22 protein-coding genes are annotated in these 24475 nt (G+C 47.2%); 10 read left to right on the plus strand and 12 right to left on the minus strand.

Annotated elements, in window-relative coordinates:
• Positions 1 to 100 precede the first annotated feature (100 nt).
• A complete protein-coding gene (locus tag H6G50_RS07560; RefSeq protein ID WP_190714830.1) occupies positions 101 to 1591 on the minus strand; it encodes a GAF domain-containing SpoIIE family protein phosphatase in 1491 nt (496 codons plus the stop codon).
• Positions 1592 to 2068: 477 nt separating this feature from the next.
• Between H6G50_RS07560 and chlP the strand changes: the two genes are divergently transcribed.
• The 5 genes from chlP to H6G50_RS07585 all read left to right on the plus strand — a co-directional run bounded on the left by chlP (position 2069) and on the right by H6G50_RS07585 (position 8672).
• Positions 2069 to 3289 carry a geranylgeranyl reductase gene (chlP, locus tag H6G50_RS07565; RefSeq protein WP_190714831.1) on the plus strand — a complete coding sequence of 407 codons (1221 nt, stop codon included), beginning with the start codon at positions 2069 to 2071 and terminating at the stop codon, positions 3287 to 3289.
• 160 nt (positions 3290 to 3449) lie between these two features.
• Positions 3450 to 5447: a single-stranded-DNA-specific exonuclease RecJ gene (gene recJ, locus H6G50_RS07570; protein ID WP_190714833.1), complete on the plus strand. Its 1998-nt coding sequence runs from the start codon at positions 3450 to 3452 to the stop codon at positions 5445 to 5447.
• A gap of 133 nt (positions 5448 to 5580) precedes the next feature.
• Complete coding sequence (locus H6G50_RS07575; RefSeq protein WP_190715045.1) at positions 5581 to 5847, plus strand: glutaredoxin family protein; 267 nt, start codon at positions 5581 to 5583, stop codon at positions 5845 to 5847.
• Positions 5848 to 5940: 93 nt separating this feature from the next.
• A complete protein-coding gene (locus H6G50_RS07580) occupies positions 5941 to 7431 on the plus strand; it encodes a UDP-N-acetylmuramoyl-L-alanyl-D-glutamate--2,6-diaminopimelate ligase (protein WP_190714835.1) in 1491 nt (496 codons plus the stop codon).
• A gap of 392 nt (positions 7432 to 7823) precedes the next feature.
• Entirely contained in the window at positions 7824 to 8672 is an 849-nt protein-coding gene (locus tag H6G50_RS07585) for a YwiC-like family protein (protein WP_242032747.1), read from the plus strand.
• 80 nt (positions 8673 to 8752) lie between these two features.
• Here the strand turns inward: H6G50_RS07585 and H6G50_RS07590 are convergent, their stop codons facing one another.
• Complete coding sequence (locus H6G50_RS07590) at positions 8753 to 8947, minus strand: hypothetical protein (protein WP_190714839.1); 195 nt, start codon at positions 8945 to 8947, stop codon at positions 8753 to 8755.
• 106 nt (positions 8948 to 9053) lie between these two features.
• Between H6G50_RS07590 and H6G50_RS07595 the strand changes: the two genes are divergently transcribed.
• Positions 9054 to 9374 carry a cupin domain-containing protein gene (locus H6G50_RS07595; RefSeq protein WP_190714840.1) on the plus strand — a complete coding sequence of 107 codons (321 nt, stop codon included), beginning with the start codon at positions 9054 to 9056 and terminating at the stop codon, positions 9372 to 9374.
• On the opposite strand, the gene H6G50_RS07600 is transcribed toward H6G50_RS07595, so the two are convergent.
• The 5 genes from H6G50_RS07600 to H6G50_RS07620 form a co-directional block, all read right to left on the minus strand.
• On the minus strand, positions 9354 to 9959 hold the full coding sequence (locus tag H6G50_RS07600; RefSeq protein WP_190714842.1) for a molybdenum cofactor guanylyltransferase: 606 nt from the start codon (positions 9957 to 9959) through the stop codon (positions 9354 to 9356). The genes H6G50_RS07595 and H6G50_RS07600 overlap by 21 nt on opposite strands.
• A complete protein-coding gene (locus tag H6G50_RS07605) occupies positions 9960 to 11279 on the minus strand; it encodes a cytosine deaminase (RefSeq protein ID WP_190714843.1) in 1320 nt (439 codons plus the stop codon).
• Positions 11269 to 13980: an adenylate/guanylate cyclase domain-containing protein gene (locus H6G50_RS07610; RefSeq protein WP_190714845.1), complete on the minus strand. Its 2712-nt coding sequence runs from the start codon at positions 13978 to 13980 to the stop codon at positions 11269 to 11271. The genes H6G50_RS07605 and H6G50_RS07610 overlap by 11 nt, the downstream gene beginning before the upstream one ends.
• A 435-nt stretch (positions 13981 to 14415) precedes the next feature.
• Positions 14416 to 15132, minus strand: a complete 717-nt coding sequence (locus H6G50_RS07615) for a class I SAM-dependent methyltransferase (RefSeq protein WP_199302750.1) — start codon at positions 15130 to 15132, stop codon at positions 14416 to 14418.
• A gap of 25 nt (positions 15133 to 15157) precedes the next feature.
• The gene (locus H6G50_RS07620; RefSeq protein ID WP_190714847.1) at positions 15158 to 15934 is read right to left on the minus strand and encodes a DUF1350 family protein; all 777 of its coding nucleotides are present in this window, start codon (positions 15932 to 15934) and stop codon (positions 15158 to 15160) included.
• 218 nt (positions 15935 to 16152) lie between these two features.
• Between H6G50_RS07620 and H6G50_RS07625 the strand changes: the two genes are divergently transcribed.
• Together H6G50_RS07625 and H6G50_RS07630 are read left to right on the plus strand one after the other, a co-directional pair.
• A complete protein-coding gene (locus H6G50_RS07625; RefSeq protein WP_190714850.1) occupies positions 16153 to 17061 on the plus strand; it encodes a polysaccharide deacetylase family protein in 909 nt (302 codons plus the stop codon).
• Positions 17062 to 17114: 53 nt separating this feature from the next.
• Positions 17115 to 18572, plus strand: coding sequence for a DUF5009 domain-containing protein (locus H6G50_RS07630; protein WP_190714851.1), 1458 nt, complete (start codon positions 17115 to 17117; stop codon positions 18570 to 18572).
• Between the two features lie 121 nt (positions 18573 to 18693).
• On the opposite strand, the gene H6G50_RS24530 is transcribed toward H6G50_RS07630, so the two are convergent.
• Both H6G50_RS24530 and H6G50_RS07640 read right to left on the minus strand, forming a co-directional pair.
• Positions 18694 to 19518: a DUF1206 domain-containing protein gene (locus H6G50_RS24530; RefSeq protein WP_347239902.1), complete on the minus strand. Its 825-nt coding sequence runs from the start codon at positions 19516 to 19518 to the stop codon at positions 18694 to 18696.
• Between the two features lie 2 nt (positions 19519 to 19520).
• On the minus strand, positions 19521 to 19712 hold the full coding sequence (locus H6G50_RS07640; protein ID WP_190714853.1) for a YqaE/Pmp3 family membrane protein: 192 nt from the start codon (positions 19710 to 19712) through the stop codon (positions 19521 to 19523).
• 418 nt (positions 19713 to 20130) lie between these two features.
• On the opposite strand from H6G50_RS07640, the gene H6G50_RS07645 reads away from it, so the two are divergent.
• Positions 20131 to 20535, plus strand: a complete 405-nt coding sequence (locus H6G50_RS07645; protein ID WP_190714854.1) for a phage holin family protein — start codon at positions 20131 to 20133, stop codon at positions 20533 to 20535.
• A gap of 306 nt (positions 20536 to 20841) precedes the next feature.
• Positions 20842 to 21345: a peptidase C15 gene (locus tag H6G50_RS07650; protein WP_190714856.1), complete on the plus strand. Its 504-nt coding sequence runs from the start codon at positions 20842 to 20844 to the stop codon at positions 21343 to 21345.
• A gap of 119 nt (positions 21346 to 21464) precedes the next feature.
• Here the strand turns inward: H6G50_RS07650 and H6G50_RS07655 are convergent, their stop codons facing one another.
• Genes H6G50_RS07655 through H6G50_RS07665 form a run of 3 tightly spaced genes read right to left on the minus strand, consistent with a single transcriptional unit; the run spans position 21465 to position 24446 of the window.
• Positions 21465 to 22568: a tRNA (guanine-N1)-methyltransferase gene (locus H6G50_RS07655; RefSeq protein ID WP_190714859.1), complete on the minus strand. Its 1104-nt coding sequence runs from the start codon at positions 22566 to 22568 to the stop codon at positions 21465 to 21467.
• A 40-nt stretch (positions 22569 to 22608) separates the two neighbouring features.
• Positions 22609 to 23235, minus strand: coding sequence for a DUF4276 family protein (locus tag H6G50_RS07660; protein WP_190714861.1), 627 nt, complete (start codon positions 23233 to 23235; stop codon positions 22609 to 22611).
• A complete protein-coding gene (locus H6G50_RS07665) occupies positions 23229 to 24446 on the minus strand; it encodes an AAA family ATPase (protein WP_190714863.1) in 1218 nt (405 codons plus the stop codon). The genes H6G50_RS07660 and H6G50_RS07665 overlap by 7 nt, the downstream gene beginning before the upstream one ends.
• Positions 24447 to 24475: the final 29 nt, after the last annotated feature.

A 24475-nucleotide genomic window follows, 5' to 3' on the forward strand; every position in this document is an offset into this window, starting at 1 on the left:
ATACTACAAACATATTACAAAAACGTCAAGGGGTTAGACAGAGTTTTTTTGAAAAAAGTCTGAAAAGCTTATCGTCTAAAGCTTGGAAAGATTCGCTCCCCTAGGGAATTAGACTAATCGGCGCTAAGGCGCTCTGGGTTTGTGGGTCTGGGAGTTCAACTTGTAACACGACTGCTGTCATGTCGTCGCCGTGACGGTTGCTCGAACCGACAAACTGTTGAATTCGATTGAAGAGAGCATCAAGAATGGCTTGCGGTTTATCGCCTTGCTGACAAGCGAGGGAAAAGGCTAGGGCGAGGTTTTCTTCGTCGAAGCGATCGCCGTTTGCATTCGCGGCATCGGTCAACCCATCGGTATAGTAGAGAATCGTATCCCCCGGTTCTAATTGAATTTTGGCATCTTCGTACTCCGAATCGACTTCTAAACCGATCAGCATTCCTAAAGTATCGAGGCGTTCGAGCTTGCCAGTTGCAGCTTGCCACAATAGGGGGGGATTGTGAGCGGCGTTGCTATAAGAAAGGACGCGCGTGAGCGGATCGTATTCCGAATAAAAGAGGGTGACAAATCGATGGGAGGTGTCGAGATCGGGGTGCATCACCTGATTGAGATGTTGCAGGATGCGGGCAGGGGAGTGTCGGTTGAGAACTTCCGCGCGCAGCATTCCCCGCGTCATTGTCATGATTAATCCGGCGGGAACGCCTTTCCCCATCACATCGCCAATGACGATACTCCACGGAATAAAGGCTGCGGTACGAAGGGGGTTTTCTTCTGAGGGACGGCGTGCGGGATGGGGGTGGGTGGGGATAAAGTCGTAGTAGTCGCCGCCGATGCGATTGGCGGTTTTAAAGGCTGCTGCTAAGCTCGCTCCTTCGATTTCGGGGCATTGGTTGGGGAGTAGGTGTCCTTGAATTTCCGAGGCGATTTCCAGTTCGCGATCGATCCGTTCTTTTTGGCGCAGTTCGTTAGTGAGTTCGTGGTGGGAGATAGCAACGGCGGTTTGATCGGCGACCAGTTGCACGAGTCGCTGGCGCGTTACCGTCCAGGTATAGTCCGGCGCGCTGCTGAAAACATAAATTCGCCCTCGCTCTTGACTTTTTACCGGGATTGGTGTAGAGAATAACTTGACTTCGGGGTCGAGAAATTGCTTGACTTGCTCGTCAAGGGGAGTTTTGATGACGGGGAGCGCGGGAGAATCGGGACTACTGCTTGCTACGCGCGCTGCGTTGCGATCGCTTTGCTGCATGGCGCGCTCGATCGCGGTACGGATATTTTGACAAGCATACCCTTCTTGGCAGTGAATTTGCGACAAACTCGGCTGGCCGTTGGCTTTAAATAAAATTAACGCTCCTCCGTCTGCATCGGTGACTCGCGCCGCCATCAGCGGAACCAATTCCAAGAACTGATTGAGATTGTTGAAGCTGCGTAAGGCAAATCCTAACGAACTGAGGAGATTTTGAACCTTATTTTGCTCCCGATGCAAGCGAGCGACCAAATCTTTGAGCGCTGCTACCGGAGTCGCCTCGAAAGAGGTATCCGATTCGTCGGCGGGTTCGGAGGGAGGTTGTTGGCGAGGAAGAGGAGCGGCACTCATTGGACAACAGAGATCGAGCGGGTTCGCGCACAGCCTTAAGTTCACAATCGGTTTTATCGCGAGCGATTTCTAGTCAGTTTAGCAGGACGGGCTATAGCATCTTGAGTACGGTTAACCGTTTGCTGGCTGTACCCCCGATAAAGTTGGTTAATGATAGCGCTTATTGGTAGGTCTGCCAATACCTGTTCGGGAATTAGGGGAGAGGAGGGACGGGGGGACGGGGGGACGGGGAGATGGGGAGACTGGGGGACGGGGGTAGGGAAAATATTGGGATAGTTCAAAGATCTGCTTTGTTACTATTCACGATTCACTATCCATAGAATTATTATTCACCGATCGCTGTTAAGGAATGTTACCGAGTTGTTAAGCTCTATTGCAAGTTCTGCGATCGCGGATTGTTGCGCTCTCCCGAACTAAAAGCTCGTGATAGGATGAAACCCGTAATAATTTTATAGATCGAAATTTAGGAGAAAGGCTTTGGTATTAAGGGTTGCTGTTGTCGGAGGAGGACCAGCCGGTTCCAGCGCGGCTGAAGTTCTCGCAAAAGCAGGGATCGAAACTTACCTGTTCGAGCGCAAGCTCGATAACGCCAAACCTTGTGGTGGGGCGATTCCTCTGTGTATGGTCAGCGAATTTGACCTGCCTCCCGAGATTATCGATCGCCGGGTGAGAAAAATGAAGATGATCTCGCCTTCGGATATTGAAGTCGATATTAATCTGGATAATCAAGACGAGTATATTGGAATGTGCCGTCGGGAAGTTCTTGATGGCTTTTTACGCGATCGCGCGGCAAAATTAGGGGCGAATCTCATCAACGGGACGATGTATCAACTCGATCTCCCCAACAATTCCACCGACCCCTACACCCTACACTACGCCGACCATTCTAACGGCAATGCCACGGGCGTGATGAAAACCCTCAAGGTTGATGTCGTCATCGGTGCAGATGGCGCGAACTCCCGGGTTGCCAAAGCGATCGATGCGGGCGACTATAATTACGCGATCGCCTTCCAAGAGCGCATTCGCCTCCCGGAAGATAAAATGGCCTACTACGAAGACCTGGCCGAAATGTACGTCGGAACGGACGTTTCCCCCGACTTCTACGCCTGGGTTTTCCCGAAATACGACCACGTTGCGGTCGGTACCGGAACTATGAAGGTCAACAAATCGATGATTAAAGACCTGCAAACCGGAATTCGCACCCGCGCTGCTCGCAAGCTCGAAGGTGGTAAAATTATTAAAGTTGAAGCGCACCCCATCCCCGAACATCCTCGCCCGCGTCGGGTTGTCGGTCGCGTTGCCCTCGTCGGCGATGCTGCGGGAACCGTTACGAAATCTTCCGGCGAAGGGATTTATTTCGCAGCAAAATCCGCACGGATGTGCGCTGAAACAATCGTTGAAACCACCAATAACGGTCAGCGCATTCCCACCGAAGACGACCTGAAACTTTATCTCAAACGTTGGGATAAGAAGTACGGAATGACCTATTTAGTGTTAGACCTTTTACAGCGCGTTTTCTATCGCACTGATGCGACTCGCGAAGCGTTTGTAGAAATGTGTTCCGACAAAGACGTACAGCGCCTAACGTTTGATAGCTATCTTTATAAAACCGTCGTTCCTGCAAATCCCCTCATTCAAATGAAGATTACGGCGAAAACGATTGGTAGCTTGTTGCGCGGTAGTGCGTTAGCGCCCTAGATTTTCCTCACACCATCACTGAAAAAGATGATAGTCACAGCATCGGAGTCCTCACAACTCTGATGCTTTTTTTTAATTCGTAATTTGTAATTCGTAGTTCGTAATTAAGGTTAAGATTGTAAATTAACTGTCAAACTCACGTTATCAATTATCAATTATTATGTTGCCCGATCGACGGTGGAAAATTGCCGATCCCGATACTGAAAAAGTCAATGCTTTAGTGGAGGCAACGGGTTTATTTCCTTTAGTTGCCAAAGTGCTAGTAAATCGCGGCATTAACACCCCAGAATTGGCGCAAGTTTTTATCGAACCAGAAAGCGAAATTTTGCCCGATCCGGCTGAAGAGTTTGCGGATTTAACTAAAAGTGTAGAATTATTGAAAGACGCGATCGCGCAAGGAGAAAAGATAGCGATTTGCGGCGATTATGATGTCGATGGGATGACCAGCACTGCTTTATTATTGCGCGCACTGCGGCATTTAGGGGCGGATGTTGATTATGCAATTCCCAGCCGCATGAAAGATGGCTACGGCATCAATAAACGTATGGTTAAGGAATTAGCGAAGGAGGGTGTCGGTTTAATTTTAACAGTTGATAACGGCATTCGGGCAGTCGAACCGATTCAACTCGCTGTCGAACTTGGTATTACTGTTATTATTACCGACCATCACGAACTGCCCGAAGAACTTCCTCCCGCCGATGCTATTCTAAATCCTAAAACGATTAGTTCTTCTTCTCCTTATCGCGGTTTGGCGGGCGTAGGCGTTGCTTATATTTTAGCAGTAGCGACGGCACAAAGTTTGGCAGGAACTACGGGCTTAACTTCCATGCTGCTTGACTTTTTTACGCTCGGAACTGTTGCCGATTTAGCGCCGTTAGTGGGGGTAAATCGCCGCTGGTTAAAACGGGGATTAAAGCGATTGCATCAGTCTAGAGTTCCGGGCATTCAAGCTTTGATTGGAGTGGCGGGACAAGAAGATAGTAAAAAGGAGTTAAAGCCGGATGATATTGGTTTTAAGTTAGGGCCTAGAATAAACGCGATCGGACGAATTGGCGAGCCGAAATTAATTATCGATCTATTTACTGCTGAAGATTTAGAATCGGCTAAACCTTTAGCACAAGAATGCAATCAATGCAACACGACGCGCCAAGATTTGTGCAAACAAATTGAGTTTGAAGCGATTGCTTTAATTGAAGGCGAACCGGGTATTGATTGGCGAGGACAGCGCGTTCTAGTTGTTTTTAAGGAAGATTGGCATCACGGTGTAATTGGGATTGTTGCGTCGCGTTTGGTGGAACGTTACGGCGTTCCGACTTTTATTTGTACTTACGATGATGAAGGGGAAGGAAAAATTCGGGGTTCGGCGCGATCGATTCCAGAATTTCATATTGCGGAAGCTTTAAATTATTGTGATGACTTATTAGGCAAACATGGGGGACATCAAGCAGCGGGCGGCTTTAGTTTGGAGGCGAAAAACTTTTCAGCTTTTGAAGCGAGATTGAGCGAGTTTGCCCATCAATATTTGGAACCGGAACATTTAAAGCCCCTGGTTACGGTCGATGCAGAAGTCGATTTCGATCGCATTACCCCCCAGTTGTACGCGCAAATCGATTGTCTCAATCCTTGGGGAATCGGCAACCCCGAACCCATTTTTTGGACTCCTAATGTGCGAGTATTAGAGCAACAAGTGGTTAAGGACGCGCATCTTAAGTTTAAGTTCGGGCAAGAAATTGAAGGAAAAGTTGCGGTAAAAAGCGCGATCGCGTGGCGCTGGAGAACCTACTTTCCTTTTCCCGCTCGCGTTGACATCGCCTATAAACTAAAGGAAAATGAGTATAAAGGCGAGAGGAATATCGAACTCGAATTAGTGGGCGTGCGGGCGAGTTCTGTGGCTTCGGGGACGATCGCTCAAAGAGCGCGGTTTGAGCATAACGGGCGTTCTTATCTTTGTAATTTGTTGGACGGCGGCGAAGAATTAAGGATTAAAAATCCTCAAGGGAAAGTTTTATCCGTGCGGCGCGGACAGCGAACGGGTTTATTAGGGATGAGTCGAGAAGATGCGGAGGAAGTGATGGTAACGCAGGCTCCTTATTATGAGATTGTTAAGGCGGCAAAAGACGCGATCGCGGCATTGGAAAAAAGCAGAGAGGTTTCCTAAAGATGGATGTCGGGATGTAACATTTCCGACAAGTCTCTCGCCGATCGCTTTTAAAGCATTAGTTTGACGGAACGACCGTTACGATCTCATCATGAAGGGCAAAGTTTTAGATGGGCTTTGCCCTAACTCTCAAATGCACTTGATCCTTTACAGCAAACCGGGGTGTCACCTCTGCGAGGGACTCCAAGAAAAACTCGAACAGATTGAAAGTTTCGATCTCGAACTCGAAGTCCGCGATATTACGACGCGCGAGGACTGGTTCGAGGCGTATCAGTACGAAGTTCCGGTTCTGACGCTACCCCAACCCGAAGGCGAAGCGCTAATTCCCCGTCCTTCGCCGCGCCTTTCCGTCGCCCAATTGGAGCGAATGTTACAGAAATATTTAGGGCCTTCGGCGTAAAAGAAAGCTGAAAAAATAACAAAATTGTTACAGTTCTTGCAAAACTGCGGAAGATACCGCGATCGCACACTACCGTTTCTGGAGAGATACAGCATGAAATTGCGCGAGTTATTAGCAAAAATTCCTGGAATTACCTTCCTTCCCGAACATCCCGCCCTAGACAAAGAACTCCAGGGAATCAGCACAAATTCTCACGCTTGTCAAGCAGGCGATCTATTTATCGGAATGCCAGGAACGCGCGTGGATGGTGGCGAATTTTGGGAAAGCGCGATCGCAGCGGGCGCAATCGCAGCTTTAATTTCCCCCCACGCCGCAGGGCAATCGCCTCCCACTCCCGATGCTTGCATCATCCTCGCCGAAGATATGCCGAAAACCTGCGCTGCGGTAGCAACGGCGTTTTACAACTCTCCCGCCCGACGAATGAAAATGGTAGGAGTGACGGGAACCAACGGCAAAACCACCACCACGCACTTAATCGAATTCCTTCTGCGCGAATCCCAAAAACCCACCGCCTTGTTAGGAACACTCTACGCGCGTTGGCCCGGTTACGAAGAAACAGCCGTTCACACCACCCCCTTTGCCGTAGAATTGCAAAAACAACTCGACGATGCTGCCAATGCAGGCAGCGATTTCGCGGTGATGGAAGTCAGTTCCCATGCGTTAGATCAAAGTCGCGTGTTGGGATGTACCTTTGAAGTCGCGGTGTTTACTAACCTCACCCAAGATCACCTCGACTATCACGAAACGATGGAGAACTATTTTGCAGCAAAGGCGTTGCTTTTTAGTCCCGATTATCTCGCCGGACGCGCGATTGTTAACCTCGACGATGCTTACGGCAAACGCTTGCTAGAAACGCTACCGACTGAAAAAACCTGGAGTTATAGCCTCAGCGAACCGAGTGCCGATTTGTGGACGAGCGATTTAACTTACGAGTCGGATGGGGTAAGCGGGGTGCTGCATACGCCCGCAGGCGAGGCTGAGTTTCAATCGCCCCTCGTCGGTCAGTATAATATTGCTAACCTGCTGGCGGCGGTGGGCGCGGCACTGCATCTCGGTTTGGAGTTAGAGCAAGTCGTTAAATTACTCCCCCATTTCAATGGCGTTCCCGGGCGGATGGAACGAGTCCAAATTTCCCCAGAACAGGATATTAGCGTCATTGTGGACTACGCTCACACGCCGGATAGTTTAGAGAATTTACTGAAGGCAGCGCGTCCGTTTATACGCGGTAAAGAGATTTGCGTATTTGGATGCGGGGGCGATCGCGATCGCACCAAACGCCCGATTATGGGGAAAATTGCCGCCGAACTCTCCGATGTTGCTGTCGTTACTTCCGATAATCCGCGTACCGAAGATCCGGAGCGGATTTTAGAAGATATTTTGGCAGGGATTCCGGAAAGCGTACAGCCGAAAGTCTTTAGCGATCGCGCGGCAGCCATTCGTGCGGCGATTTTAGAAGCAGAACCAGGAGACGGCGTTCTGATTGCCGGAAAAGGGCATGAAGATTATCAAATTTTAGGCACGGAGAAAATCCATTTCGACGATCGCGAACAGGCGCGAGAAGCATTGCAGGTGCGAATGCAATGATTTTTTGCAATTCTTAACTGAATGTCGGGAATGCGTGCAGATTGTTGGATTCCCGACTTAAGTTATAATTATAAAAATTAAAAATTAAAAATTAAAAATGAATAAACCTAGATATATTAGGAGTCTCAGCCTCAAAATATGTCGTCCGAACTCGGAGAATTAGGATTAAAATGATCCGATTGCTAGGAATTTGAGTTAATCGCAATTGAAGATAACGGAATGGCACTGACTTAAGGCTGGTGGGCGTTGCCCACCCTACTAGGCTGGCTATTATTTTTAATTTTTAATTTTCAATTTTTAATTAGTATTAAATGGTGCGGAGCGCGAAGCGTAACGCACCCTACATTCTGGTACAACAACTACGAATTACGAATTACCAACTACGAATTATCTTGACTGATTCCATTTCCAACGCGCCCCCAGGAAAAATCGAGCCGCGCCCGTCAAATCGCACTGCGACTTGGTATCGTCCTACTTTTTCCCACGAACACGGCGTTTATGTCGTGCTGTTCGTCTCGTTGCTAACAGGCGCAGCAGCCGCGCAACAATGGACGCTAACGACAACTTTAGCTTGTCTCTCTGCCTTTGCCGGATTTCAAGCCGAACATCCCTTGGTGTTGCAAATTAAGCAGCGGCGAAGTTTGAAACCTCGCTTTCTGGTTTGGGGCGCTATTTATAGCGGAATTGCGTTAGGAATTGCCGCTTATTTGTCGCTGCAAGCCCCCGTCTTAATTTGGCTGTATTTGGGCGCGATTATGGCGTTCGCGATCGATGCGATTTCGGTGTTTTATCGGCAGCAAAAATCAGTGGTAAACGAGTTAATAACGTTTGCTGCGGTTTGTTTGGCGACACCCTTTGTTTATGCGGCTACAGTAGGAACGTTAATCCCGACAATTTTTGGGTTATGGGCGTTGAATTGGCTCTTTTTTAGCAGCGCTATTTTTACGGTTAAGCTTCGCAAACCTAAAACCGCTGCGTTACTGCCCGGTGTGGTTTATCATGCGATCGCGTCCTTTATCGTCGCCGCCCTCTGTTACTTCAACTTCCTCTCTCCTTTCACCGCCGCCGCTTTTATTGTCGTCCTCCTTAAGTTTGCCTTCATCTTGGCTCGGCGAAACTGGTATCAAACCGCCCCCATTCAAAAAGTTGCAATCTTAGAAACCTTCTGCGCCCTCCTCTTTTTATTTATTACAGCAATTTCCCTCCTTCCTGCCCATCTTTCAACTTCAAACTTTCATTAAAATAGGATGTCCCTCTACTAGGACACCCTATATCTGCAAATCACACAATTATGAAGTTTGATGTAGTTTTAACTTAGCTCTTAGCTCATTGTCGAGTTGCTGCGATCGTAGTCCGCCCGGAAATTCGATTTGCCTTGGGTATGAGTGCGATATTGGTTGGTGTCAATATCGATTCCGACTTCTTCGGCTGCCCGTTCGAGCATGGACTCCTGACGATTCCTAATTTTGGTCGTGTGACGCATCATCAGGGCGCGAGCTTGATTTTGAGTAGACATAATCGATTCCTCCAGATTGCTTTCTCTCTTGCTTCATGTTTTTAATATATCAGATAATTCTGTAACAATAGCTACAAAATGCGATTCTTTAACAAAACTTAACATCATGAGTGCGAGTAATATCTTTCAAATTCCCCCAGAACTCCCTGCTGATGAGCTTTTCGAGGCTTTGTGCGATCGCGAAAATCTTCTCATCGAACGCATTATTTCCAGCGGACAAACCACCCCACCGGGCGAATGGTACGACCAAAACCGAGACGAATGGGTGATTCTGCTGCAAGGCGAAGCGCAACTCGCTTACGAAGACGGTTCCACCTGCAATCTGGGGGCGGGCGATTACCTGCTGATTCCCGCCCATCAAAAACACCGCGTCGCCTACACCAGCAGCGAACCGCCCTGCATTTGGCTAGCGATTCATTTCTCTTAAATCGTCGGGAACGTTGCAATTGCGAAGCATCCGCGCTTCTGCTTCCTTAACCGGAAACGCCACAGCAGGCAAGTCCGAGAGAAAATCTTGAAAAGAGCGTCCTCCGGCGGCAATAAACGCTTCCAAATGCGGCTTCAGGGCGGGGCGATAGAACGCGCAGAGGGGTTCCCAGAACCCATCGCGACAGGGAACCCAGGCGAGGGTATCGGGTGGAAGTTGGGGGAGTTGCGCCGCCCACTGCTGTAAAATGGCTGAGTCTAACTGCGGCAAATCGCAGGCGAGGAGTAGAATCCAATCGGCGGGCGGCAGTTGGGTTAGCGCATCGGCAAAGGCAACAAGCGGGCCTCGACCTGATGTTGCTTCTTCTAAAATGGAGAAGTTGGGACAATCTTGAAGGAGAGTTGAATAGCTTTGCGAGCGCGACGCAAACACATAAACTTGCGAACAACACCTTCCAGCAACTTCGCCGACTCGCCGCAGCAAAGGCGTACCCTCCCAAGGAATTAAGGCTTTATCTCGTCCCATCCGCGAACTGTTGCCGCCCGCTAGGATTAAAGCAATGAGGTTCAAAGATTTAGTTTCCATTTAGCAATCGCTCTCGTCTAATTCAGCATAATCGGGTAGAGTGGTATCGATCGCTTGACCGTTCCGAATAACGACGCGATCGCGCTGACTTCTCGCTAAGAGTTCGCTAAAAGTTCTGGCTTTAAACAGAATTAAATCGGCGGGAAAACCGACTCCGATTCTTCCTACTTCTCCGAGTCCCATCAAATCAGCGGGAGTTCGCGTCACCGAAGCAATCCAATCGCGATACGGCGTATCTAAATGAGCGATGCGAACGGATTGCTGGAAAACTTCTAAAATATCGTGGTCGCCGAACCCAAAAAAGGGATCGCGGCAATTATCGCTCGCAAAACTAACCGGAATTTGGTGATTTTTTAACTCATGTACTAAGGTAACGCCGCGCCAATGAGGAGTACGCTCGCTTTGGCGATCTTGGAGATAAAGATTGCACATCGGCAAGCTAACGATGCCGATATTTGCTTGTTTGACGAGGTTTAAGGTTTCGCGAACGAGGTCGGGCGGTTGGACGGCTAAGCTGCAACAATGACCGCAAAGAATGGGAGCTTTAAATTCAAATTTAAGGGCGGTTTCAGCGACTTTTTTTAAGCAGATAGAGTTGGGATTTGCGTTTTCATCGACATGAAAGTCTAGACTTAAATTGCGTTCTCGTGCTAGAATAAAAGTAGACTCTAATTGACGATCGAGTTCGGGATTGAGATAAGCAACGCCGCCTAAAACTCCGCCCCATTCAGCAACTTTATCGGCAAGTTTAACGCCATCTTTTGTTAAGAAATAATCGAGACTGACGAGGACGACGGCTTGGAGGGTGATGCGATCCCGCAGGGATCCGCTTTGCGGTGCGCGCCATTCTCGTTGCAGCGTTTTCCAAACTTCCCAGCTAATATCCGCTTGCGCGCCGAAGGAGTCGAGATGGGTACGAATCGCCTTTGTCCCGTGGGCGTAACTGCATTTAAGGGCAAATTCCATGCGGCGATAGAGATCCTCAGCATCCCAGTGCCGAACATCCTCTTGGCAAGCCGCGATCGCGCTTTCAAACGTTCCCGGATAATCCGGCGGCGCGGCGCGTTCCCAAATATGCGCTTTATCTAAATGGGTGTGGATGTCTGCAAAACAAGGTAAAACGATGCCTTTTTTAAGATCGTGCTGGGGAAGCTCGTTGCTGCTTGTACCGGCGGGGAGAAGCTGCGCGATTTTATCGCCGACAATTTCAAGATCGACTTCACACAGTCCTTCTCGCGTTTGCGGGCTAAAGTTACCATTTTCGATTAAACAAACGGGGATGCGGGCATTTTTCAGCCAGTAGCGATCGCTAGGAAACATCTTTATACACTTTGGATTTTAAATCGCGCTCGCGAACCGGAGGATGGACGATATCTAGGCTAGATTTTAGCGGCTGAAAGGCGGGGTTAGCTTTCCGGCTTGTCAGCCAATAGGTCGTCATATCCCCTTTTCCTTTAACATCGATCGTACCCCGTTCTTCAAAACAATAGTGCGCTTTGAGTCGATTGTAAGCTTCCGGTGCGACGTGAATTCTGCCCGGTTCGCCCAACGACTCCATGCGCGCCGCTACATTCACGGCATCGCCCCAGAGGTCGTAACTAAACTTTTTAATCCCAATGACCCCCGCCACCACCGAACCCGTATTAATACCGATACGCATTTGGAAAGACCGAGTTTGCTGAAGGTTAAATTCAGCGATCGCGCACTGCATTTGCAAGGCCATCTCCGCAATTGCTTGAGCGTGATTTTCCTGCGCCACGGGCAACCCACCCACCACGACGTAAGCATCGCCAATAGTTTTGATTTTCTCCAAACCGTACCGTTCGGCGAGGCGATCGAAAGTCGAAAAAATCTGATTGAGTAGATCCACCAGCGCAATCGGTTCGATCTCCGCCGCCAGCGGCGTAAAGCCGACTAAATCGGCAAATAAAATCGTCACTTCGTTAAAATGTTCTGCCAGCGTGCGCTTGCCTTGCTTGAGTTTGCGAGCGATTTGTTCGGGCAGAATATTGCACAGTAATCGATCCGATTGTTCGCGGGCGAGGCGGAGTTCTAGTTCGGTTTTGCGCCGTTCCTCTATCTCTTGTTTGAGCGCTTGTTCGACCTTTTTGCGATCGCTGATATCGGAGATCAACGCATAATATCCCTTAACCCCATCGCTCTCATCAATATCGGGAACCAACATCGCATCGATATCGCGCATCCCCACAACCGGATAAGGCACGCGAGCTTCGTAGCGGACGGTTTCTCCCTGCAACGCGCGTTCGACGTAGGGGCGAACGATTTCATAACCCGCCTTCCCTAAAACTTCTTCGAGCAATTTACCGCGAATTTGGTCTTGCGAGCAGTGAAACCAAGTCTCGTAGCTTTTATTAATCAACTCGTAGCGCTGTTTGGCACTGACGTAGGAAATACACACCGGCAGCGCGTCGATAATCAATCGCAGTTGCTTCTCGCTCTTTTTGAGCGCCGCTTCCATTTGTTTGCGATCGCTCGTTTCCATTGCCAGCGCTGTCATATAAGCTAAATAACTGACAAAGTTCTGCTCGTCAATTTCCCAAATTCTTGTCGGGTTCGCATACTCCAAGCACAATAGCCCGATGCAATCGCCCTCGATATAAATGGGGACGTTTAATAGCCCAAATTTTTCAGCCAGTAGATAATCTCTCCCTGTCGGCATCTCCAGGTTACAGGTATCAAAGACTTGAGAAGTAGCGATCGTTTCTCCGGCTTCCACCGGCTGAAAACTTCCCGGCCAATCTACTCGCGTTCGTCTTTGTCCTTTGCTGTGGCGATTCTCCCAGCATTCGTACAAATTAACGCAGCAAATCGCCGAGCGATCTTGGTTATACAGCCATACCCCGCACCGCTCGACTGCCAGTAAATAACTTGCCAGTTGGGTGATGTAGGGCAGAGATGCGCTCAAATTTCCCTGATACAGATTTTGATTTCTCGCTAGCGCCACTAATCCCGCCTGTTGTCCTTGCAAGCGAGCTTCGCGCAATTGCAGGGCAGCGTTTGCCTTGGCTAGTTCGGCTGTGCGCTCTTGCACTCGCAAATCGAGTTCGTCGCAGACGAGGCGCAAGGCAGACTCAGCCCGCAGCCGCTGCAATTCCGTCGTTACTCTCGCCGCAAAAATTTGCAAGATTGCTTTTGCAGTTTCCTCGCCTTCTAAGGCGCGATCGCTATTAAAACAGAGAACCCCGATCGGCTTTTGTTCGCTATCAAATAGCGGTACACCTAAGTAACATTGAGCGTTCATCGCCGCCAATGCTGCGGCTTCGGGAAAACATTGTTGGACGTTGGTGGGGTAATATTGCAACTCGCCGCGTTCGAGAACGGGTTCGCAAGGCGTTCCTGCCAACTCGTACTCGATATTATCAGCCATCTTTCCATTCCCGTAAAAGGCAAGGGTTTTAAGCCGTTTGGGATTGTCACCCACTCGTTCTGCCAGGAAAACATTGCTAACGTTCAACGCCAAAGCAAGATTTTGGACGAGGGCAGAAAAGAAAACTTCGCCCGTTACCGATGCCGTGCCTTCAAGAATATGTTTGAGAATTTGCTCGGTTCTTTGCCGTTCGAGCATTTCTTGCTGGAGTTGTTGGTTTGCTCGATCTAATTCCCCTGGGGTTTGTAGCGATAATAATTGCGACCAACACTCGATTATTTTTAGAGTCGTATAAAACGATGCCAAAGCAGCCACCGCTTTCACTAAGCCCATCAGCCAGGAGGCGGGATGCCACAACACCCAAACTTCGAGAAGATGCTCCAAACCGCATAGGTTAATAAAGACACTAAATACCCAGAAAAACTGGGGGAACGGAGCATCTCGTCGCTGCTGGAGGCAGCAAACAAGCAACACTGGGATAGAAAAATAAGCTAAGGCTAGGGCTAAATCTCCGATCGCGTGCAGCTTAATCAGCGGTGCTTGCCCTAAATAACAGTGTCCGTCAGAGAGATAGCGATTCGGTGCAAATAGTGCTTTTAAAAATTCCACAGCAGTCGTCCATTGAGCAGACATCGGGCTAACTCGACCGATATTCGGTCTTAACAAAGCTTTTGTAAGTCAGCGTGCAGAAAGATTGTCTCGAATTAGATGATAACGAGCGGTGTTGGTAACTTTTTCCGAACAGATGCACTCTCAATCGCATTGTGATGGTGTTAGCAAACCGAGGATTGAAGTCAAAACCAAATCGGGTATATGGGGCTTAACCCCGGGTTAAACGAATATTGGCTTCAGCACAAATCTCGATATTGCTGCCCTATTATCGTAGCGCGTCAAGCCAGAAATATTACGATTTACTTCACAGGCATTCTGAAAATTTCAATGAATGCTGTTTGAGGTGAAAAACTCCAAAAAATTTTCAAAATTGACGTTGAGTCCGCTCTCAAGCATTGTAGCGGTTGCTACAAACCTTCGAGCGACTGTTTTTTACCAAAATGATTCGTTGGAAATTTAACTGTGAGGTTTGCGACCCCCGTAGACAGCAAAGTTGTAGTATTTCCAGATAATATCCACTTCCTTAAAACCGATCGCCTCGAGCCAAGATAGTTGATGGCAAAGGATCGCTGGTCGATCTTCTTCGTAATATTTAGGAATCCATTTATTTTCAATTTCCTCTTGACAAACTTGCTTTTTCATGAAATCTTTCCAGCGATTCATATACATTTGTTGGAGGCGATCGCTAGAAGCCAAAACGACATCAGCGTTGTAAAAAACGCCGCCGGGATTGAGATTATCGTAAATTTTTTGATAAAACTGTTGCTTATCTTCGTCGGTCTTAAGATGATGCAGCGCTAGCGATGACAGGGCCGCATCATAGGTAGAATCAAAGTCATAGGTCTCGAAGTTGCCGACTTGATAGCGAGTTGTGGGAAACCTCTCTAACTTTTGTCGCGCGATCGCCAGCATATTTTCAGCAATATCGACGCAGGTTATTTCCGTATTGGGAAACTCAGTTAGGACGCGGTGAGAAATCGTTCCCGTACCGCAACCGAGGTCAATCATGCTCGTGTCTCGATCCGAATCGAAGGGAAGCGCAGCAATTAGAGCTTCTACCATTTGAGCATAGTCAGGAATCAAACGGCGAATGATAGCATCAAACTCGCCAGCCATTTCCTCAAATGTTTGTTTGACATTCTCCATATCAGAATGATGAGATTTACAACCCATAATTGCACCCTTTTCCCTTCTAATTTCAGCGCGCGCCAACAGGATTTAACCAGCGTTTAATTTCCTGATGGAGACGATTTAAGTCTCGGGAAGTTTCCTGTTTTAACCATTGCCCGATCGCGTCAAAGGGCGTAAAGACTTCTCCCGTCTGCCATTCAAGCTGTTGCGAGAGGGGCGTAAGGTGATTTCCGGGCAAGGTTTGAACTGCCGTTAGCGTCGGAAAGCGCGATCGCAACACTCGGTTTAAATCTGCCGTTTGATCGATAGTATCGTTAGTAAACTGAATCAGCAAATTGCGGCGCACGCAATACTCTTGGGCGACTAGCGCGTTGGTTTCGACCGGAGAAGGCGTAAACTCAACGTTAAAAGCGGGCGAGATGCTAAGCAATTGGTCGGCAAAGGGAATGGCGCGGCTAACGGGATAATTATTGTAAGCGATCGAGATATTTCCAGCGCGCTGGACTTCGTGAATGCTTCCAATCAGCAAATGCAGCTTGCAGCCTAAACTGTGTCCGATGCCGTAAATCGGGAGATAGCGCCCGCGAAACGCATCCCGGGCGTAAAGGCGATCGCAGATCGTTTCAAAACGATTTAGCACTTCCCGCGCGATCGCAGCGTGATCTAACGTATTCAGGAAAGGCGTAGCCACAACGGCATAACCCGCCTTAGCTAGCTGTTCGAGCAAACAACGATACGTTAAATGAGGCGCTGTCGCCACAAACGCCCCCCCAAGAAAATGAATAATGCCAATAGGGTAGCGGGGAACCATTACCCACCCCCCTGAAATTTCCTGCCAATCCACAAAACCCAATCGAACCTACTGCTTAACATTTCTTTAATTTTAGCCGGAAATGGGGTCAACACCTCCTCCTTAAGCGAGAGACTCAAACCTTGAATCAACGCCCTGCCAGCAACAGCAGCAACTCGTTCCTCCTCGGCTGCCGCTGGCAAAAGCTTGGAAAATCCCACACCAAGAGGCTAAGATTTAGATTTATTTCCGCCTTTCCCTACCCCGATTGTATGCTCTTAGTTCCCCGCAAATTGCGATCGCTTTTTCAACGCCCTCAAGTTAAAACGCCCCTCCTCAAAAAAATCTTCGCGATCGCACTATTATTTTGTGTCGGACTCGGAATCTCCTTAACTATCTTTGAAATAACGACTGTTGAAGTTCCAGTGTTAGGGTTTCACGATGTCATCGATATCAGCAATCCCGAAGAACTACCGCCTAAACGTCTCTCCCAGGAAGGGGATTACACCAAACAAAAACTTGCCACTTTCATCGAAGATCTCGTTCGCGAAAACTATTGGTTTCTCTCCACCGCCGAACTCTACGATTACTTCCTCAGCCCACATAAACGCGCTATTCCTAAAGAACATCAAAACCAAAATCCCCTTCTTCTTACCTTCGATGATGGTTACAAAAGCGCTCACAAAAATATTTTAGCCATTGCTGAAGATATCGAACGACGTTACGGCAAAAAAATTAAAATTGTTTGGTTTATCAATCCAGCTTTCTTAGGTCATCATGGAACCAAGCTCGAACGCATTAGTTGTAATGATTTACGAACGGGACTCGAACGCGGTTACTACGACGTTCAATCCCACGGACTCAATCATCTCAACTTGACTCAAATCCCTGACAAGCAACTCGATCGCGAACTTAAAGTCGCAAAAGAAGAATTAAAAACTTGTACCCAAGGATTAGACCCCGATAATCTCGTTGCTTCTCAAATTGCTTATCCTTTTGGAGCCGTAAATGCGCGCGTCAAAGAGCGAGTGGCTCGCTATTATAAAGCCGGATATTTGTATAATAGCAGAATATTAAGACCCAAATACTTGAAAGATAATTATTTGATTCCTCGCCTAACAATTTATAATGAAGTCTCCGTCAAACGCTTAAAAATTTTAGCAGCAGGCGGATGGCTATAATTTAGCTCGAATCTTATAGATATAAAAACTCCACTGTTAATCTAGGTTTGCTAATGACTTCAGAAAATAGTCTCGAACTTAACACTCAAAAAACCTTGCCATTTCGCCGCGCAGATGCCCTCGATGCCTTGCGCGGAATTGCGATTTTAGCGATGATTTTATCGGGAACGATTCCTTTTGAAGGAACCTTACCCGCATGGATGTATCATGCCCAAGTCCCGCCGCCGGACTACAAATTTAATCCCAATCTTCCCGGACTGACTTGGGTTGATTTAGTCTTCCCTTTATTCTTATTTGCCCTGGGTGCTGCCATCCCGCTGGCTTACTCTCGCCGCTTGGAGCGCGGACAAACTCAAGGGCCGATTATTTTAGCCATCTTTAAACGCGGCTTTCTTCTCGCTGCTTTTGCTATCATCAGCCAACATTTACGTCCGGTTGTCATTAGTTCCGAGCCGGGAGATTATAAATGGCAGTTTGGTTTATTGGGTTTTGTCATTCTCTTTTTAATATTTGTCCGCTTGCCGCGATCGCTTCCAAAATGGTTGCAGATTGCCGTACCCGCTTTAGGATGGGCAGCAGCGATTATTTTCCTAACAAATATTCGTTATCCCAGCGATTCTAAATCTCAGTTTTTTTCCTTAGAACGCAGCGATATTATTATCCTAATCTTAGCCAATATTGCTGTTTTTGCTGCCTTAATTTGGCTATTCACGCGACAGAATTGGCTAGCACGGCTTGCTATCCTCGTCTTTCTATTTCCTTTGTTTTTATCCTTTAGCAATGACGGCTGGAATACACAATTTCTCAAACTAGAATCTCTGAAATGGCTTTTCAATTTTGATTTCTTAAAATATCTATTTATTGCGATTCCAGGGACTTTAGTCGGCGATTGGATCGCGGACTGGTTGAAACCGCGCGAGGAGGAGAAGAAAGCCAATTGGCAACCGGGAAAATATACCCTATTATTAATCATTGCGATCGCGCTTCAGTTCATCCTCTTAGTCGGGTTGCAATCGCGCTGGTTAGTCGCTACTACCCTTCTCAGTTTTCTCGGCTGCGTCCTGGGTTATCAACTTGTCCGCCATGCGAACAGCGATACCGAAAAGCTAATTCAAAAAATCTATCACTGGGCGTGCTATTGGCTAGCGATCGGGCTAGCTTTTGAACCCTACGAAGGCGGAATTAAAAAAGATTCTGCAACCATGAGTTATTTCTTTGTGACGACGGCGATGTCCATGTTCCTGCTGATTGCCTTGCTTGTCGCGATCGACATTTTTAAGCAAAGACAAAGCTTTCAACTTTTCATCGATAATGGTAAAAATCCGTTATTAGCTTACGTTGCTTTCGGTAATTTCCTCTGGCCTATCTTAGAGTTACTGGGCTTGCAAAAACCAATTTCAGAAATGATGAACGCGCCTTGGCTGGGATTTTTAAAAGGGCTAATCTATACATTAATTATTGCAATTTTAGTGAGTTTGTGTACGAAATTAAAGTTGATTTGGAAGACTTAAAGAGCAAAAAAAATCCCGAACGTCATAAGAGTTCGGGAGAAGTTAGAAGATACGTCTAGGGTCAAACTTAGTAATATTTTTTTTCCTCTCTACTGAATGGATAGAGAGGTTCAAATTCTTTTCATCGAAAAGGTATTTTGCTCTCGATATCGTCTTCAACCTCATCTGCTTTAAGGCGAAGATAGCGCGCTTGTACGAGCAAATAAATCGCATAAGCAACTAAACCTAAAGCAACAAAGGCTAGTAATACTTTTCCAAAAGGCTGAGCGGCAAAGGCTTGCAATACGCCATCTAATCCTCGGACTTCATTGGGATCGACTTGGTAAGCGGCTTGTAGAATAAAAAAGCCGATTGCCATAAAAACCAACCCTCGCGCCGCTACACCAAAGCGACAAACTTGAACGAGCAACTTCTCCTGTTCGGTGCTCAATTCACTCAAATCCATTTTTCGGCGAAACTTAACTTTGTAGGCTTTGTACATTAAATACAAACCTACACCAATTGCTATTGCGCCTGCTAACCCTACCAGCCATCGTCCGAAGGGTTGCGCCATTACACGCGCCGTCCAATCTGCGGTAGAATTACCGTTGCCGCTACTACGATTCGCACGTAACGCTAAACTTGCTGCTTCTATCGACAAGGCGCTATAGGCTATACCGCTGCTTAGATAACCAATCCGAGCGCCGATTCCTTTAGCATCCGTGCCTTTGTTCTCCGGATCGATAAAAGTTTCAATCAATCGCCAGATTGCATATCCCGCTAAACCGATGGCAATTACAATTAAGAGGAACTTTCCGAAAGGTTGGGACGCGATTGTTAAAAGCGCCCCAGATGAATCCGTCGTCTTTCCACCGACACCAAAAGCAGTTTCAAGGGCTAAAATCCCGATTAAGCCATAAACAGCCCCTTTCGTCGCATAGCCGAGTCTAACTAATTTTTCTAGCACAATTAGTAAGTTCTTTCTTGTTCTCCGGCTCTTTCAGCATACTTGCTGAGAACCCAAACAGCATGAATGGAACCGGGCAACCATCCGAGAAGGGTTAACAAAATATTGATGATTAGGGCCGTACTCACTCCAGCCGTCAGAAAAACACCCAAAGGCGGTACGAGAACTGCTAATAAGACTCTCAGTAAATTCATAAAATCCTCGCTGTTTCGCGATACTAAAAGGATAATGTAGCTTCATCTTGGCATAATCAATTGCGCTGTAGCCTCCGTCGCGAGAAAGATTATCGGGTAGCAGGTCAAACTTGCGCCGCGATCGCCCTCATCCCCCGGCCCCTTCTCCCCAACTTGGGCTACCGTGTACACACAAGCAACGTTGGGAGAGGGATTTAGGGAGAGGGCGACAAAAGTGACTTGCTCCCGATTATCTTGGTGGAAGTGGCTAACCTCTCTCCTACCGTAAGAAGTAGGTAAGCGACAATTTGAACTCCTGAGTATGAGAATTCTCGATTTTGGAAAATCTATCTTTGTAGAGATGTCAGAATCTTTATTTCTAGAAGAGAATTGACGATAGATAAACTAAAGAAAATTCTAATCGTTTTAAGGAGAAACCATGTTAGGAACATTATTAACACTGCTTATGACGGCGCTGAGCTTATTAGTTGTAGACATTATTTTTCCGGGAGTCGATTTAGCAAACTTTCCAGCCGCTATGCTCGCTGCTGTCGCAATTGGTGGCGTGAATGCTTTTATAAGACCTGTCCTTTCCTTGCTTTCGCTGCCCATCAATATTGTGACCTTGGGCGCATTTTCGTTAATCGTGAACGGGTTATGTTTCTGGCTTGCTGCGGTTGTTACGCCGGGTTTCCACGTCAGTGGCTTGCTGGCTTTCATTTTAGGCCCGGTAATCTTATCTGCTGTTAATGCCGTTCTGAATCAGTATGTCGTCGATCGCTATCCCTTGTTGAGTGGCACTCCGCAAGCGCAATTAGATGGAGATCGTCAGTCCAAAGCTTAATTATTAGAGATTTCTCAGTAATCTTGACGGCTTAGTGTCAAGCGAACGGTACACCACTTTGCGTGGAGTACCGTTCTTAATTTTAGTTGAACGGATGAAAATGCTAAGGGCGACGCTTGCTTAGGAAAGCATCGCAGTATTGGGAAAAAAGCGACGAGATCGCAGAAATTTCCCAAGCTTCGGGTTAAACTCGGACGGGTGAGTTCGGCAAGCGGCCCTCGTTTTGTAGAGCGAGTCTTTACAATTCCAAACGCTGCTCGTCGAGCACAGATTGCTGTAATCGATCTCCGAGCTTAAACTGTGCTAATGCCTCGTAAAATTATCCTGACTTCGTTTCAAACATGGCTTCCCCATCAAACTTCTAATTCGTCCGACGATTTACTTTCCCAATTGCCCAAACATCGATTTTCAGATCGATATTCTATCTTGCTGCGCGGGTTGCCTGTCGATCCTCAAAAAGCGAGCAAGCGCGTCCTTTTAGGAATTGAGGTATTGAAACCGGATGCAATTATCTGTTGCGGTATGGCGGAGTCGCGATCGCACCTTACGATCGAATCGAATGCTGAGTGCGGCAGCCGGAAACTTAAGACCACTGTCCATCTGGCAGCACTGATTGCTGATATCCCTCGAATTACTATCAGCCATGATGCGGGAAAATTTGTCTGCGAAGCGCTCTATTATGAAGTCCTTAACTATATAGAAGTCAAGCAATTGCCGATTGCCTGCATTTTTGTTCATGTCCCTCTGCTCAATTCCAGCAATATCAGGCAAACTATCGAGGATTTTCTCGCGATTATCGAGAGAATTTGATGTTTTCAAAGTGAGGGTGCGATCGCTCTATAACTGTAGGATTTTGAGCCGACTTTACTCTCAAACAAGGCGACAAAAGTTAGTAATCTTCTCAGCGTAAACCTTGCACGGGCCTGCATCTAAATTACTTGACTAAGAAGCTTTTTGGCAAGGGCGATGCAAGCGGCTAAATCGGCATTGGTTTTAATGGCTCGAGCGTTAATTGAGGTGGGAACGGCGCGATAGCCTTGTTCTTGCAGGGCTTGTAGAAGTCGCGATCGCTTGGGAACATCCAGTTTGCCTCTGCGCCCGATTTCTCCCATTGTATAAAAGTAAGGCGGAAAATCGGCTTCTGCTGCCATAATTTGCAGTAAATCTCGCGTTTTCGTCTCCTCTGTTAAGTGTTGCATCGATCGCAGGAAATCGCGATCGTGCAACGCTCCTAACCACATCGGGCCGCTGAGGGTCAGCGATCGCGTATCCTGGGGACAAAGGCAATTTCCTAACTTGCGCCAAGAGACGGCTTGATATTCGCCGCAATGATGGCAATAACCGAGAAAACCATAGTTTTGGGGAGTAAGCGCGGACTTAGGGCGCAAGCGCACCATAACGCGATAGGTTTGCCCTAAAAAGAGGGAAAACATCGGCTGAACTCCCCAACCGAGGATAGCAGCTTGCTGCTGCACCGCACCGATGAGGAGGCGCAAGACTTGTTCTTGGGCTGCGGGATGGTTGCGAGCAAAGGCTCCGTAAGCGGCTAAACTGCGATCGCATTGATGTCCGGTAGCGGTACGTCCGTCGGTACTGGTGAGGTAGAGTAAACCGTTGAGTTTGAGGGCGCGCAGGGCGGTACTGAGGTAGGGAGTGGGCGTACCGAAACTGTCGAGATCGATGAGGTCGTAGTAGTCGCGATCGCAGTAGCATTGAGAGAAGACGCGATCGGCATTGTCGTGGGAAATTTTGCCCCTTCCTGCGGCTAAAATCTCGTTTAAATTCGCGCGCAACACTGCCCCAACTTCGGGATTACCTTCATTCGCCAGTACCCAATCCGCCTCACTTTCATCGTAGTATCGCAGCGATCGCACCCCGCACCCTGCCATCGCATCCAGCACGCGCAATTGTCCGTTTTCGGCACGGTATACCCTCGCAGCCAAAACACCTAAATCCCTCGAAATTTGACCTTTAGGGTTATAGAACGCATTGCCGACTTCAAATTTGACCTGACCTTCTGTTAACAAGTTCAAAAGTTTAAATTTAGGATTTAAAAGGAATTATAGCCGTTCGTCACGACGCAGGGGGTTCGAGTAGAGCAATAAGCGTAACAAACAAGCGATCGCAATACGGCGCTTTGCTACGAACTTTTTGAGTATTCAACATTCCTAATATTTCAGGACAGTGGTTAATTTTATGATAAGCCTTCTTTTGAGTCTTTTGAGTTGCTCTTTTGAGACAAGATTCTATTTGCTCTTTGGAAATTTCTTCAACATTAGAGTTTTCAGGAATTGAACTCTTTTGGAAACCCTGACCGTAATATTTAGCTAAAGTGTCAACATCGGCAACTAACCAGCTTTCTACCACTTGTACCATCAAGTGAATGCAGTCATCTTCGATTCCCGATAAGTTCCAAGAATCGCGATTGATTAAATGCTGCTTTGGACTTTTAACTTTAACTGGAGCCTCGGGATCAACTAATAAAAGATTGAAAGCATCAGGATGAGTGCTTAAAGCATTTAGAAAATCTCGATGGGCTGAGTTTCTCCTACCGCAAGCAATAATTGTAAAACCAATCTTTTTTGCTCGAGCGATTTTTTTGAATTCACTCAAAAACTTGCTAAATCCTTCTCTCACTCTCGCCTTCGTGTCTTTTCCATCTCCACCTCCTTCTACATAAATACGAATTTCGCTTACCATCGCGTTCCTCCAATCTCTCCCATGCGCCACAATTCCCCCAAGGAGTAGTTTTCTAACCAGGTTTGCAAGGATTTTTTCTCTAATCGTTTCAAGTGTGTACCCGCTTCATCTCGCTCGCAAACTAAAATAGCTTCAGGAGTCTCGCTGAAAGCAGAAACCAAAACATCAGAATGCGTTGTGATGATAATTTGAGTCCGTTCGGAAGCTTCAATCAACAAATCGGCGAGTGCAGGCAAAATGTCGGGATGCAGTCCGAGTTCGGGTTCTTCAATACATAATAGAGGCGGGGGCGAAGGATGTAATAATAAAGTTAGCAGACAAATATATCGCAATATACCATCCGATAAACGAGTTTCGGGAATCGGACTGGTCAAACCTGCTTCATGCAAAAAGATTTGAACTGTGCCGCCCGAAATTCTAGTCGTTAAATTCTCTGCTGGTTCGTAGAACTTTTTTAAATTTTCAACTATTTTCTGAGTACCAATGAGGTGTTGCAAGTTATTCAGAATTAAGCCCAAATTGCTGGCATCTTCTAGCAAAAAATCTTCAGGCAAGTCAAGCTGCTGAGGCATTCTTGGGGGAGTATACCTTCCTGAGTTCCACTCTCTGTACAAGCAAATATTTGGGAATTGTTCTGCTAAATAAGTTAATTCAGGATATTGCTCTGGGTCTTTCCGTTGAGCGAGAACCGAGCGATCTAGTTTCAAGGTTTCCCGCTTCAAAGAACGACGACTGCGTTCGATATGTTCTCCCGCTTGAATTTCTAAGTTGGTGCGAACATTTAAGACTGGATTTCCTTGTTGATAGCGGTAAAAAAAGAAAACATCTTGCTCGCCTTCACGATTCGGTTTTTCGTTTTCAATCGCTTCGTCTACAATTTCTAGTCGTTGATTCACTGCGGTAAAATCCAGACGATAACGTAAGGGCATAATTCCATCTGGATAGTCTAGCAAAGCTTCAATTCTGGCAATGGGCGTTTCTTTACCTCCTTTCCATAACCATTCTCTCACTCCGCCCCCTTCTCGAATTGGTTGAGTCAAGTCGTTAGGTACGGCTTGAAGAAGACCCATTGCTTCAATTAAATTGGATTTACCCGAGGCATTTGCTCCAATAATGACATTGAGAGGTTGTAAGTCGATCGTTTCTCCAAATTCACCATAGGAAAGAAAGTTTTGGAGTGTCAGGGTTTTAATGAATGTTTGACCGTTCACTGCTACCTCATAGGTGTAATTTTCTTGGG

Origin of the sequence: Oscillatoria sp. FACHB-1406 (assembly GCF_014698145.1) — a bacterium.
In the GTDB taxonomy this organism is placed as follows: Bacteria; Cyanobacteriota; Cyanobacteriia; order Cyanobacteriales; family Spirulinaceae; genus FACHB-1406.